Origin of the sequence: Bacillus sp. MM2020_4, from assembly GCF_011250555.1 — a bacterium.
Taxonomy (GTDB): domain Bacteria; phylum Bacillota; class Bacilli; order Bacillales; family Cytobacillaceae; genus Neobacillus.
The window spans coordinates 36,353-49,378 of the sequence record NZ_JAANMZ010000033.1 but is presented as its reverse complement, the minus strand read 5'-3'; the positions used below and the strand labels follow the sequence as shown (position 1 = coordinate 49,378).

The window sequence follows — 13,026 nt, the reverse complement described above, 5'->3', positions numbered from 1 at the left end:
CTATGTGCGGACGGGATAAGTGCTGAAAGCATCTAAGCATGAAGCCCCCCTCAAGATGAGATTTCCCATAGCGCAAGCTAGTAAGAACCCTGAAAGATGATCAGGTTGATAGGTCAGAGGTGGAAGCATGGCGACATGTGGAGCTGACTGATACTAATCGTTCGAGGACTTATCCTAAATAATAAGAAAACTCGTTTTTACAAAAACTTCTTCTTCATTATCTAGTTTTGAGGGAATGATTCCTCAGATAATATAGTCTGGTAACAATGGCGAGAATGTCACACCCGTTCCCATACCGAACACGGAAGTTAAGCTTCTCAGCGCCGATGGTAGTTGGGGCATGCGCCCCTGTGAGAGTAGGACGTTGCCAGGCTAAGCCCCTTTGGGGCTATTATTTTGCCGAAATTTACTTTGGCCCCTTGGTCAAGCGGTTAAGACACCGCCCTTTCACGGCGGTAACACGGGTTCGAATCCCGTAGGGGTCACCATATTTTCATTAATGTAAGACTATGCGCCCGTAGCTCAATTGGATAGAGCGTCTGACTACGGATCAGAAGGTTGTGGATTCGACTTCTTCCGGGCGCGCCATTATTTTCGGGAAGTAGCTCAGCTTGGTAGAGCACTTGGTTTGGGACCAAGGGGTCGCAGGTTCGAATCCTGTCTTCCCGACCAGTCGTAGGTTATTCAAGATTATATGTATTTTGGCGGTGTAGCTCAGCTGGCTAGAGCGTTCGGTTCATACCCGAAAGGTCGGGGGTTCGACTCCCTTCGCCGCTACCAATGAAGTTTTTTAAAAAAAATGGAGGAATACCCAAGTTTGGCTGAAGGGATCGGTCTTGAAAACCGACAGGCGGGTCAAACCGCGCGGGGGTTCGAATCCCTCTTCCTCCTCCATATTTTATTATTATTATTATCGCGGGGTGGAGCAGTCTGGTAGCTCGTCGGGCTCATAACCCGAAGGTCGCAGGTTCAAATCCTGTCCCCGCAATATGGTCCGGTAGTTCAGTTGGTTAGAATGCCTGCCTGTCACGCAGGAGGTCGCGGGTTCGAGTCCCGTCCGGACCGCCATTTTTTTCCTAGTAGGCAACTACTATTAAGATATAGATTACGGCGGTTGTGGCGAAGTGGTTAACGCACCTGATTGTGGTTCAGGCATTCGTGGGTTCGATTCCCATCAGCCGCCCCATATTTCAAATTATTGTTGGGCTATAGCCAAGCGGTAAGGCATCGCACTTTGACTGCGACATGCGTTGGTTCAAATCCAGCTAGCCCAGCCAATTTCATATCCTTTTATTATGCGGGTGTAGTTTAGTGGTAAAACCTCAGCCTTCCAAGCTGATGTTGTGAGTTCGATTCTCATCACCCGCTCCATTATATGGGCCTATAGCTCAGCTGGTTAGAGCGCACGCCTGATAAGCGTGAGGTCGATGGTTCGAGTCCATTTAGGCCCATTATAAATAGAGGTGTCTGACCCCGATACGATGAGTTATCGGTGGTTAGACACCTCTTCGCTGTATAACGGTATCCTTTTGCTTATTTACTCGACTCCTTCATTACTTCCACATAAAACATAATCGCATTGATATAGTTTTCAATACTGATATGTTCATTTGTCCCATGCATTCTGTTTAAATCTTCAGGAGTAATTTGAACAGGTAAGAATCGATAGGTGTTTTTCGAAATACTATCATAATGCTTTGCGTCAGAACCGGCAAACATGAGGTAAGGAGCAACAATTGCATTACCATATACATTTCTAGCTGCCTGCTGTATGGACGTAAATTGCCAGCCATTTGTGGAGGAGACCTTTGAAGCTTCACTGCCTTTGACCGTTACTTTAATATCCTTATCATCAATCGTATCCTCAATGAATCTTTTTACATCTGCTAAGGAATCCCCGGGCATAAGGCGAAGGTTAATAATGGCCGTTGCCTTTTCAGGTAAAGCATTATATTGCTCGCCAGCTTGAAAAATAGTTGGGGCGATGGTGGTACGAATCAATGCTGCAGTTGCTGGCTTTCCTAATAAAATTTTTTCAATGGCAGGCTCAAAAATGGCTTTATTGGCAAAAACATACTTCATCGGAAAACTCATTTCCGGTGCAACAAATTCAAATAGATCTTCACCAGGCCCTCTCAGGTCGCCAGTAAACTGGGTATCTTCTAATTTCGCGATCGCACTGGAAATTCGACCAATATTGGTGTGATCCTTCGGTTGGGAGGAGTGACCGCCGCTACCTTCAATCGTTAATTCCGCAGTTGCCGACCCCTTTTCGGAAATACCGACAACACCCACTGGCTGATCAACGCCAGGAACCATGTCTTCGATAATCGCTCCACCTTCGTCTAACACGTAGTCAAAGGTGATTCCTCTATCCTCAAGAGTAGTAACGATTTTGTTCGCTCCCTCGTCACCACCTATTTCTTCATCAAATCCGAACATGAAGTACAGATCTCGTTCCGGTTGGAAGCCTTCCGCAAGTAAATAATCGACTGCTTGTAAGATGCCGATAACGCCAATTTTATCATCCAAGGTCCCCCGGCCCCATATCTTGCCGTCTACAACGGTTCCACTGAAAGGATCCTGCTCCCACTTCGTTTCTGTGCCTTTTAAAACAGGGACAACGTCGTAGTGGCTTGTCAGACCGACTGGGTTTTTACTAGAATCGGAACCTTTCCATTTATAGACAAGTGCATATTTATTTACCCTTTCAAACTCTAGTTGATGATGAACCGAGGGATAGCTTTCCCGTAAAAAGGCAATAAATTCATCAAATTGGTTAAAGTCAAACTTACTTCGGTCTTGATAGGATACGGTTTTGAAGGTGACGGCTTTTGATAGATGCTCCACAGCCTTCGCTTCATCAATGGCCACATTTGTTGGATCCGGTGCGGGTTGTTTCGATTTTACCGTCATTGTGTTGAAACCGGTTACAATAATAAAGAGAAGAAGTAAACCACTTAGAATAAGTAACATCAGTTTTCGTTTTTTCAAAAAAATCCCCCCCATTTCTCCCTTTGCTTTCCTATTATAACAATTTTTGAAATAGTGGGATAACTTTTTGGAAATAAAGGCGCGAACAGTTTTGAAATCTGTTCGCGCCTTTCGATATTAAACTAATGTTACGTCCTTCTCCAAAAGTCCCACCTTGATAAGCCCGTTTAGAATCCCATCATGTGAAGAGGAGGTGGTGATGACATCCGCCGCCGCTTTTGCCTCTGGAACCGCATTGCCCATTGCGACACCTGTCCCTACCATGGTAAGCATTTCCAAGTCATTTAACCCATCGCCAAAAGCAAAGCTGTTTTCTTTTTTTATATCCAAAATCTCTAACATTTTTTGAATTCCGACTGCCTTGGAAGCGCCTTTAGGAAGGATATCATAGGCATTGGCATCCCATTTAATAAAACTGAAATCAGGGAAATGGTCAAAATACATCTGCGCATTTTGCGGCCCGCAGTAAAGATGCCCTTGAAAAATAGGCAACTGTTTAAAATACTCTTCGTCCACCTCAGGATATGGGAGCATCAAGGAATCAAACCCACCCTCGATAAACGGATGGTTGCTTTTACTCACCTTATAATCAAGGTGACTACAGTAGGCCATCCCGTGACCATTGCTGGCAGTCATCATCGAAAGGGTTTCCAATCGATCTCGGTCAATCGGATTGGCGTAAATTTCTTGCCCATCAAATACCACGTACTGCCCATTCATCGCTACATAAGAATCAATATTTAATTCCTTTTGAATCCAGTAGAACATTTTGGGTGCGCGGCCTGTAGCAATAACGGTATGAATCCCTTGTTCCTGGAGCAAGCGAACGGCCTTTTTCGTAGAAGCAGGAATTTTCTTCTCTTCATTTAATAATGTTCCATCAATATCAAAAAACACAATTGGTTTTTTCATGTCAATACACCTCCGGTAAAATACAACACCATCGTTACGCTCAGGAAACGGACCCAGATCACGCCGATTACGTGTTGTATTGTTCTTACCTAACAAGCATATTTTATGAAACGCGTTTCAGGTCAAGGGTTATGAGGGAAGTTTTTTCGGGCGAGGGAATGGAAAGGCTCCATTACTATCGGATAAGGCCCCCATACTGTCGAAAGCCCTATTTTAAACCGTCCGCCGCTCAATTAAGGTAACCGGAATTTCTTGATAGGTGGCCTCACAATCAACCATTCCTTGCAAAAAAAGTTTCCGTCCCATCTCTACCAGCGGAATTTCAATCGTCGTGATGTTCATCATTTTGGCAATGGGCTGGTTATTAAAACCGATGAGGGCAAGGTCACCTGGTACTGAAATGTCTTGTTGCTGCGCACAGGTGACTATACCGGCTGCAACCTCATCACTAGTGATGAGCAGAGCGGTAGGGGGATCGTCCATTTGTTTGATCTGTGAAATGACCCGTTCCCCGTCTTCAAAGTAAAGGCATTCATCAAAAATATAAGCAGGTTCATATGGCAGCTGATAATCTTTAATAAAATCCTTAAAGGCCATTCCTCTGAATTTACTATTTGATCCTGTTTTACGACCAATACTATAGCCGATTTTTCGATGTCCCTTTTGATATAAGTATTCTAATGCAAAAATAAAGGTCTTGTAGTGGTCAACATAGGTGGAGGATACGTTTTTCCCCCTGGTATCTTCACATAAAACAATCGGGCCATAGGGCATAAATTCTTCAACCGTGGACCAGCTGCAGATTCTCGAACAAATAATTAACGCATCGATTTGCTTTTGTTTCAGCATTTTTAATGCATCAAACTCTTTTGCCTCTTCGTAATTGCTCTGAAATAAAACCAGTTTATAGTTATTTTCCAATGCCTCAATCGCCATTCCTTTCAGTAACAGAGCGAAATAGGGATGATCGATATAGGGTACGACCACTCCGACAAGAAATGTTTTTCCCATACTCAAATGGATGGCATTAATATTTGGCTGATAATTACTCTCCCGAATAGCTGCTAAAACTGCATTCCTTTTTTCTTCACTTACATATGGATGGTTATTCATCACCCGTGACACCGTTGAAACAGAAACGCCGGCCATCTTGGCTAACTCTCTAATATTTGTCATTTGATTGATCACCTTTTTACTAAGGTTGGTTACATTGATTATAGTACATAAAGTAATGAAGGAAAAAGAAAGCTGACCCAAACTATCCGAAATGAAGGATAGTTGAATCAGCTTTTTCAACAATTACTTTAAATCTTCAATGGAGTCAATGTCCATGTAAGCTGGAACAACTAGGCCAAGCTTTGTACCTGTAAGGTTTTCACCGAGGTCTTCAAACTTACCTTTGTACTTATTATAGTAGTCCTCATGGGTGGAAGGTAACCAGGCGGCTACGATGGCATCCAAGCTTCCATCAGCTACCCCAGTCCACATTGGACCAGCTTCTACCTGAAGAAGTTTCACCTTATAGCCTAGATCTGTTAATACCTTTCCAACCACATTCGTGCTGGCAATTTCACTATCCCATGCAACATAGCCGAGAGTAATTTTGTCACCTGAGACCTTGTCCGCATCTTTTGTCCATTCGGCCACCTTGTCTGCATTCTCCTCCACCCATTTAGCGGCAGCATCTTCTGGCTTTTCACCCGCTTGGATGGCACTCATCACAACTGCCATATCGTCCGGAGTCCAATTGAATTGATCAAGTACCTTATGGGCGTCAGGAAGATCGTCCTTTAAGCCATTTCTTGCGATTGTATTAATTGTTTCTTCTTTTCCATAAACCCCTTTTGGATCATCTAAGTATTTTAAATCAAATTTAGCGAACATCCAATGTGGTGTCCAGCCAGTGATAATGATGGGTTCTTTCTTAGCATAGGCTTTTTTCAATGCAGCTGTCATGGCGGCACCTGAGCCTTCAACCACTTTCCAGTCATCTAAACCATACGCATCGACCACTTTGGCAGTGGCCTTCATGAGACCGGCACCGGGATCAATCCCGATGATTTTGTAATCAACGCTATCGCCAACAGATGCCGTACCTTTTTCATCTTTGCCTTCATTGCTGCTGGTTTTATCTGACCCGCAGGCTGCAAGTCCTATTATCATTAATCCTGTAAGTAACATAACTAACCATTTTTTCATCATTAAGCAGCTCCTCCTTGATTTTTGCTTTTTCCAATATTCTGAGTTACACGATCTAGAATAATGGCGATTACCACAATCGCTAACCCGGCCTCAAACCCTTTACCGATTTGTATTTGGGTAACGGCGCGGTATACATCGGCACCTAATCCGGGAGCACCGACCATTGATGCGATAACCACCATAGATAGTGCAAGCATAATACTTTGATTGATACCAGCCATGATAGTAGGCATTGCCAGTGGCAGCTGCACCTTGAGTAAGCGCTGGGCTGTGGTTGATCCAAAGGCTTCTGTTGCTTCAATAATATCCGCTGGTACTTGTTGAATACCGAGAATGGTTAGTCGGATTGTCGGTGGCATCGCAAAAATAACGGAAGCGACAACACCTGGAACCACTCCTATATTAAAAAAGAAAATAGCTGGGATAAGGTAGACAAAGGCTGGCATGGTTTGCATAAAGTCCAGCACCGGAGTCACGATTTGTTTGACCATTTGCTTCTGGGAGGCCCAAATTCCTAATGGTATTCCTAATACAATGGAGATGAAAACAGCGGTTAACACCAGTGCTAATGTCTCAAGCATTGGTTCCCAATAGCCTAGATTGGCAATAAGGAATAAACCAATGAATGTAAAAAGTGCAATTCCTTTATTCGAAACTTTCCAGGCAAGCAACGTTAAGAGAATCATAAATAAATAGGAAGGAATGTAGCCAAACCCTGAAACCATTCCATCGACAACGGATTGAAGGACAGAAGTAATTCCATCAAAGGCGAATTCAAGGTTTACTGTTAGCCAGTTAACAAGAACATCAACCCAATCAGCTATTGGAATTTTTGGGAACCATTGTTCCATGTGATCTTCACCTCCTTATTTATGTTGTTGTCGGCTGCTACCTCTGCCTTTGCTTGTTCCAAATTTTCATCGGCATGATGATTGCCGGCGAGTGCCCCAATCACTGCACCTCTGACGAGAATGCCAAGTAATCGTCTTTTTTCATCGACTACTGCTACTGGAATGGAGGCAGTTGAAACTTTTTCAAATAAATCAGTCAGCAGCGTACTTGGTAGAACAGTTGGAACGTCTGACTGTAAAATGGTCATTAAACTTTCGTTTCGATCGATTGCCTCTTTTGCCTCGGAAGCTGTTATTGCCCCGAGCAAGGTTTTTTTACGATCAACGACATATATACTCGAAATCCCTAAATCCCTCATCATTTGCAGGGCAACCCGTGGGCCTTTTTCAACAGAGATAGCTTCTGCCCGTTTCATTACATGACCTGCCGTTAATACTTTGGATAAGTCAACATCTTCTACGAATCTCTCAACATAGTCGTTTGATGGGTTCATGAGGATCTCTTCAGGAGTTCCGATTTGAACAATGGAGCCATCCTTCATCAATGCGATTCGGTCGCCGATTCGAAGGGCTTCATCTAAATCGTGAGTAATAAACACAATTGTTTTTTTCATGGCAGACTGAAGTTCAAGGAGTTCATCCTGCATGTCTTTTCGGATAAGAGGATCTAGCGCACTAAATGCCTCATCCATTAGTAAGATGTCGGCATCATTAGCTAAAGCTCTCGCTAATCCAACCCGTTGTTGCATACCACCGCTTAGTTGCTTCGGATATTGGTGCTCATACCCCTCTAGTCCTACTAGTTTTAATGCTTCCATTGCTTTGCCGACGCGTGTTTCCTTTGCTATTCCTTGCACTTCTAAGCCGTACTCCGTATTTTCTAAAATGGTTCTGTGGGGGAGAAGGGCAAACTTTTGAAACACCATACTCATTTTTTTGCGTCGTACTTCTCTTAGCTGTTCTTTATTCATCCTTACAATATCGATGCCATCGATCAATACCTGGCCAGCCGAGGGATCAATCAGCCGATTGAGCATCCTGACTAACGTGGATTTTCCACTGCCGGACAGCCCCATTATGACAAAAATCTCGCCAGCTTCCACATCAAAGGTCGCTTGATTAACACCTACGGTTGCACCGGTTTTCTTTAAAATGTTTTGTTTCGATTCGCCTTCCTGTAAGAGCTGAATGGCCTTTTTTGATTTTCCAAAGATCTTTGTGACGTTTTGCACGCTGATCTTTTTATGCGAATTGTTCATGTATTCACCTCGATTTAAATTCTTAACAGCGGTACCATTTAATTGTAGTTTTATTGGATATATAGGGCAAAGTTGGTAATTGGGCATATTTCGCCGTAAAGTACGTACAGAAAAAACTGTACATACTGAATCGTAATTATTCTTACAATTGCTCATGAATGCTCCCAAATCCCCTTTGAGTGCATCCTTTACTTTTGAAAAAATCATGATATCTTTAGTAAGTACATGTAGATAAATGGATGTGAAATTGTTATGAATGGTGAAGAAAAATTGGAGCATGCCCGCGAGCGGGTGATTGAGGCCATTTCTCAAAATATGAACTTATACGGTGTGACCGAGTCAATTGGACGATTGTACGGGGCTTTATATTTTCAAGAGGATCCTTTGACGCTGGATGAAATGAAAGAAGAACTTGGAATGAGTAAAACGAGTATGAGCACCTCGGTTCGAAGCCTGTTAGAGTTAAAAATGGTTGGCAAGGTTTGGAAAAAAGGGGTGAGGAAGGATTTGTATCAAGCTGAGCCTGATTGGTATCAAACCTTCATTGATTTCTTTTCAATCAAATGGAGAACGGGGATCTCCATCAATGTTTCAGCAATGGAGAAATCCCTTGCCGAATTACAAACCCTTATAGATGATCAAAACGTTGATCACCAGGTGAAAACAGAAGCAGCAAGAGACATGGAAAAGCTTACCGATGCCCTTGAATACTATGATTGGCTAAACCGCCTAGTCGACAGCTTTGAATCCAAAGAAATCTTCCAATTCATCCCCAAAAGGAAGTAAAGTGCCTGACACCATTACTACTACGAGAGTAGTACTTATGGTGTCAGGCACCTTTTTACTTAATGGCTATGCTGACTTTTAGCTTTTTTCCTTTGATTGTGGCGCTTTCCATGGCTTGTAGTACTAGTGAGCCTTTTCCATTTAGAATATCCACATAGGATAAATGGTCTTGGATTGTAATAATGCCGATATCTTCAGCGGAAACTCCCGGGATTTTCGCGATGGTCCCAACAAAATCGACCGCACGAATCTTCTTCTTTTTACCGCCGTTGAAATGGAGTTTTATGATATCTTGGTTGATGCGGGCTGTTTTATTATTTCTCACCACGCGGCGGCCGCTGACCTTTTCTTCAAAGGCTGCTTTGCCACCAACCACTTCCGATCGTTTTGGGGCCTCCATTGAAGGAATCTCGAAGCCAATATATCTTTCAATGGCTTTAACGAATTTCCCTTCATAAGGTGTGGCAAATGTAATGGCCTTTCCTTTATTTCCGGCTCGTCCGGTTCTGCCGGTACGATGGACATAACTTTCTTTTTCCATCGGGACGTCATAATTAATCACAAGTGTCACATTATCAATGTCAATCCCTCGTGCAGCCACATCGGTTGCCACTAGGTATCGAAAATTACCCATTTTGAACCCGTCCATCACGGCAAACCGATCTTGTTGTTCTAATCCCCCATGTAATCTTTCACATGAATAGTTGGCTACTTCCAATTCTGCGAATACAGTTTCAACGTGTTCTTTTGTGTTGCAAAAAATAAGACAGCTGTCGGGGTTTTCAACGATAGTAACATCTTTAAGCAAGGAAAGTTTCTCTTCTGCTTTACTATCGATTATTTGGTGGTCAATGGTGTCCGTAGTAATGCCGGTTGCTTCAATTTCAATATGAAAGGGCTCTTTCATATATTGGTGGCAGAGGCCCTCAACATCCTTCGGCAATGTTGCGGAAAAGACCATTGTGACTCTGGTGGATGGAAGTTCTTTTATGATTGCTTCCACTTCATCTATAAAACCCATATTCAGCATTTCATCAGCTTCGTCGATAACTAGAAACTGAATCTGGCCTAAATCTAGCGTTCCTCTATCAATATGGTCGATGACACGCCCTGGTGTTCCCACGACAACATGGTTTTTTTGCTTCAATTCTTCCTTTTGCTTTGAAAAAGGTTCTTTCCCATAAACGGCCATTGCTTTAATTCGCTTGAACCTGCCAATATTCGTCAAATCCTCGCGAACTTGAACCGCAAGCTCCCTGGTAGGAGTAAGAATTAAGGCCTGTGGCCTTTTTTCTTCCCATTCTATCATTTCGCATAGTGGGATTCCGAAGGCGGCTGTCTTGCCGCTCCCAGTTTGGGATTTGACGATAAGATCGTGCTTTTCCAATGCTGGGGGAATCACTTTCTGTTGAACCTCCGTAGGTGCTTCATATTTTAACACTGCAAGCGCCCTTGCTATTTCATTGCTTAAAGGGTATTCTCCAAAACTTCCTTTACTCATATAGGAACCTCATTTTTTATATTATTCGCCTTATCAATAGGATTTCTCTTAAAGAAAGATCATATACAAAAGCGAATAGGTTTCATTATACAGGAAAAGCCGAATCAAATCGGCTTTTATTTATTCTCCCGTTACAAAAACAATCTGTTTTTCCTTTTCCACTTCCATTGCTGATACAATATAGGCAAAGCCATTCATTAAAAAGTACATTACATTGGACCCAATCCGTTCACTTTCTCCTAGATAAGTATTTATCATAATGAAGACAGAATACAAAATAACAAAAAATAATGCGATTTTATTAAAAACAGCCATGTAAGAACAACCCCTTTGTATAGGATGCTTATTGTAATCATATTTTCTTCAAGCCGTACTTATGCAAATTGTCCGGAAATATTCAGTCAGCCGATAATAAAGAAAGGAGTAACAGCATGTCATTTTCCTTTGATCATTTAGTCTTTTTTGCAAACAATCCAGTGGAAGCCATTCCCCTTTTAAAACATAGAGGGGTTCATGCCATTATGGGCGGCCGTCATGAAAATTGGGGCACCTATAATTCCCTAACGTACTTTGGTCTAAGCTATATTGAATTTTTAGGGATTGAAACTTTGTCAGTAGCGGAGAAACAGGTAGAAAACCGTCTAATTACACATATCATCGAGCAATTGGCAAGGAAGGGGCAGGAGGGGCCAGCTAGAATAGCCATCCGTACCAATCAAATAGATCAATTAGCATTAAAGCTGAAGGCAGAGGGGTTCAAGGTCTATGGCCCGTTTCCCGGTGAACGAACTCGTGGGGATGGACAAATTATTAAGTGGTCGTTGCTTTTTCCGGAAACCACGGCGAATGAACTTCAACTGCCATTTTTTATTCAATGGGAAAAGTCAGATGAGGAGAGACTTTTAGAATTTAAGGAACAGGGATTGGTTGGATCACATCCTGCCGGAAATTTACTGTTTGAAAGTGTCGGCTTTGTTGTTCATAATCTGGAGCAAACTTTAACCAAGTGGGGAAGATTATTTGATCTTAACCAAGGGGAAGAATTTGTAGATTCGTCTATTAATGCGCGGTGTAGGAAATTAGAATTGGCTGGAACAAAGCTGTTGTTTTGTGAACCACTTGGAGAGGGAATCGCCGCAACTGTATTAAAAGAAAAAGGGGAAATCCCTTTCTTAGTAAACTTGACTGTGAATGGACAAAGCGGGATTTTTGAATGGATGAATGGATTCTGGAGATTTCAATCAAGTCTGTAAAGAAAAAATGGCGAACCAGTGACACCGCACTGTTCGCCATTTTCAATACGTTACGCTGCATTTGATATATTAATTTCTGCCTTTGCAGCCTGTTCCTTTTTACCATGTAAAAAGTAGTAAAGAATGGAAGAGACAAGAGTAACAACCCCAAGGATCACATACAGTTTACTGTAGCCTGTTACCGGGATGATGAATCCAAGTAAATAGGGTCCAAAGCCAAGTCCAGCGTCAAGGAAAATAAAAAAGGTTGAAGTGGCCAATCCCATACGATGGGGAGGAGTCAGCTTAACCGCAACGGCCTGGGTACTGGATTGGATATTACCAAAGCCAAGTCCAATAAGAGCACCGGCTATTAACAATGTAATACCTGTGTTTACAGAACTTAGAATGACCATTCCACCTGCTAATATAATAAAGGCCGGATACATAACATAGTTCGCACCCTTTACATCCATCAAGCGGCCTGTGAATGGGCGTGAAAGTAAGACAGCAATGGCATATACTAGGAAGAAAAAGCTAGCAGTACTAACTAGATTCAATTCAATTGCATAGAAATTGATATAGGATAGGACGCTTGAATAACAAAAGGCGATCACGAGAGTGACAATGGAAATTGGCAGTGCCTTTGGTTCAATAAAATGTGAAAGCTTGAAGCCTTTGTGTCCAGAGACCTGTGCGATTCCTTCTAATGCCGGCACGTAAACAAAAATGGAGGTGATAAAGCTTACAACACTTAAGGCAACTGAGAAAATAAAGATAGTTTGAAAATTTGTATGTTGAGTCATATAAAGGCCGATAAACGGACCAATGGCAGTAGACAGTGCGGCACTCATGCTGAAGTAGCCGATTCCTTCCGCTTTACGGGTTGCCGGGATAATCTGGGCTGCGATGGTTCCTGTGGCGGTACCTACTATGCCGGCGGCAATACCGTGCAATAAACGGGTAATGAGTAGAACGCTAATATTCATATTTAGTAAATATAAAAGGGTGGTTAAAATAAAAAACAGTAGACCAATGTATAATGTTTTCTTGCGGCCAAGCGACTCAATAAAGCGTCCAGTAAAAAGCCTTCCAATTAATGATCCGATGATAAAAATTCCTGTAACAAGTCCAGCCTGACTTGTAGAAGCATGGAATTGATCAACTGCGTACTTACCAATGATTACGATTAATAAATAGAAGATGAGATTGATTAAAAAGTTGATCGTGGAAACGATGATAAAATCCTTTGTCCATAATTTAGGTCGTGTTTGTTTCACTTTCATATC

At 42.4% G+C, this 13,026-nt stretch carries 11 protein-coding genes, 11 tRNA genes and 2 rRNA genes; 15 read left to right on the top strand and 9 right to left on the bottom strand.

The features are described 5' to 3' along the window. The 13 genes from G6554_RS18180 to G6554_RS18120 all read left to right on the top strand — a co-directional run. Positions 1 to 177 (top strand): 23S ribosomal RNA (locus G6554_RS18180); the annotation flags it as partial. Between the two features lie 79 nt (positions 178 to 256). Continuing rightward, positions 257 to 373 (top strand): 5S ribosomal RNA (rrf, locus tag G6554_RS18175). Between the two features lie 40 nt (positions 374 to 413). Then, positions 414 to 488, top strand: a tRNA-Glu gene (locus tag G6554_RS18170). A gap of 23 nt (positions 489 to 511) precedes the next feature. Further along, positions 512 to 588, top strand: a tRNA-Arg gene (locus G6554_RS18165). Between the two features lie 7 nt (positions 589 to 595). Continuing rightward, positions 596 to 672 (top strand) — tRNA-Pro (locus tag G6554_RS18160). Positions 673 to 703: 31 nt separating this feature from the next. Next, a tRNA-Met gene (locus tag G6554_RS18155) sits at positions 704 to 780 on the top strand. Between the two features lie 21 nt (positions 781 to 801). Next, positions 802 to 894 (top strand) — tRNA-Ser (locus G6554_RS18150). Positions 895 to 914: 20 nt separating this feature from the next. Beyond that, a tRNA-Met gene (locus G6554_RS18145) sits at positions 915 to 988 on the top strand. Between the two features lie 3 nt (positions 989 to 991). Continuing rightward, positions 992 to 1,068, top strand: a tRNA-Asp gene (locus G6554_RS18140). 42 nt (positions 1,069 to 1,110) lie between these two features. Continuing rightward, positions 1,111 to 1,186: transfer RNA gene (locus tag G6554_RS18135), tRNA-His, on the top strand. 16 nt (positions 1,187 to 1,202) lie between these two features. Further along, positions 1,203 to 1,277: transfer RNA gene (locus G6554_RS18130), tRNA-Gln, on the top strand. A gap of 20 nt (positions 1,278 to 1,297) precedes the next feature. Further along, a tRNA-Gly gene (locus G6554_RS18125) sits at positions 1,298 to 1,371 on the top strand. Positions 1,372 to 1,377: 6 nt separating this feature from the next. Then, positions 1,378 to 1,451, top strand: a tRNA-Ile gene (locus G6554_RS18120). 82 nt (positions 1,452 to 1,533) lie between these two features. Here the strand turns inward: G6554_RS18120 and G6554_RS18115 are convergent. From G6554_RS18115 to G6554_RS18090, 6 genes are all read right to left on the bottom strand, one after another. Continuing rightward, positions 1,534 to 2,994, bottom strand: coding sequence for a M20 family peptidase (locus G6554_RS18115; RefSeq protein ID WP_166244421.1), 1,461 nt, complete (start codon positions 2,992 to 2,994; stop codon positions 1,534 to 1,536). 117 nt (positions 2,995 to 3,111) lie between these two features. Continuing rightward, positions 3,112 to 3,906 carry a Cof-type HAD-IIB family hydrolase gene (locus G6554_RS18110; RefSeq protein WP_166244419.1) on the bottom strand — a complete coding sequence of 265 codons (795 nt, stop codon included), beginning with the start codon at positions 3,904 to 3,906 and terminating at the stop codon, positions 3,112 to 3,114. A 213-nt stretch (positions 3,907 to 4,119) separates the two neighbouring features. After that, on the bottom strand, positions 4,120 to 5,082 hold the full coding sequence (locus G6554_RS18105) for a LacI family DNA-binding transcriptional regulator (protein WP_166244417.1): 963 nt from the start codon (positions 5,080 to 5,082) through the stop codon (positions 4,120 to 4,122). Between the two features lie 123 nt (positions 5,083 to 5,205). Further along, positions 5,206 to 6,108: a glycine betaine ABC transporter substrate-binding protein gene (locus tag G6554_RS18100; protein WP_166244415.1), complete on the bottom strand. Its 903-nt coding sequence runs from the start codon at positions 6,106 to 6,108 to the stop codon at positions 5,206 to 5,208. Beyond that, a complete protein-coding gene (locus G6554_RS18095) occupies positions 6,108 to 6,959 on the bottom strand; it encodes an ABC transporter permease (protein ID WP_166244413.1) in 852 nt (283 codons plus the stop codon). Before G6554_RS18095 ends, G6554_RS18100 begins: the two co-directional genes overlap by 1 nt. Further along, positions 6,929 to 8,218 carry a quaternary amine ABC transporter ATP-binding protein gene (locus G6554_RS18090; RefSeq protein ID WP_166244411.1) on the bottom strand — a complete coding sequence of 430 codons (1,290 nt, stop codon included), beginning with the start codon at positions 8,216 to 8,218 and terminating at the stop codon, positions 6,929 to 6,931. Before G6554_RS18090 ends, G6554_RS18095 begins: the two co-directional genes overlap by 31 nt. 252 nt (positions 8,219 to 8,470) lie before the next feature. Here G6554_RS18090 and cudC point away from each other — a divergent pair, with 252 nt between their 5' ends. Further along, positions 8,471 to 9,004 (top strand): choline uptake/conversion transcriptional regulator CudC, encoded by a 534-nt coding sequence (gene cudC, locus G6554_RS18085; protein ID WP_166244409.1) that lies wholly within the window; start codon positions 8,471 to 8,473, stop codon positions 9,002 to 9,004. Positions 9,005 to 9,059: 55 nt separating this feature from the next. Here cudC and G6554_RS18080 read toward each other — a convergent pair whose 3' ends face one another. Together G6554_RS18080 and G6554_RS18075 are read right to left on the bottom strand one after the other, a co-directional pair. Continuing rightward, positions 9,060 to 10,505: a DEAD/DEAH box helicase gene (locus tag G6554_RS18080; protein WP_166244407.1), complete on the bottom strand. Its 1,446-nt coding sequence runs from the start codon at positions 10,503 to 10,505 to the stop codon at positions 9,060 to 9,062. Between the two features lie 120 nt (positions 10,506 to 10,625). Further along, positions 10,626 to 10,820, bottom strand: coding sequence for a hypothetical protein (locus G6554_RS18075; RefSeq protein WP_166244404.1), 195 nt, complete (start codon positions 10,818 to 10,820; stop codon positions 10,626 to 10,628). 116 nt (positions 10,821 to 10,936) lie between these two features. Between G6554_RS18075 and G6554_RS18070 the strand changes: the two genes are divergently transcribed. Next, positions 10,937 to 11,758: a VOC family protein gene (locus G6554_RS18070; protein WP_166244402.1), complete on the top strand. Its 822-nt coding sequence runs from the start codon at positions 10,937 to 10,939 to the stop codon at positions 11,756 to 11,758. Positions 11,759 to 11,808: 50 nt separating this feature from the next. On the opposite strand, the gene G6554_RS18065 is transcribed toward G6554_RS18070, so the two are convergent. Next, the gene (locus tag G6554_RS18065) at positions 11,809 to 13,017 is read right to left on the bottom strand and encodes an MFS transporter (protein ID WP_166244400.1); all 1,209 of its coding nucleotides are present in this window, start codon (positions 13,015 to 13,017) and stop codon (positions 11,809 to 11,811) included. Positions 13,018 to 13,026 lie beyond the last annotated feature (9 nt).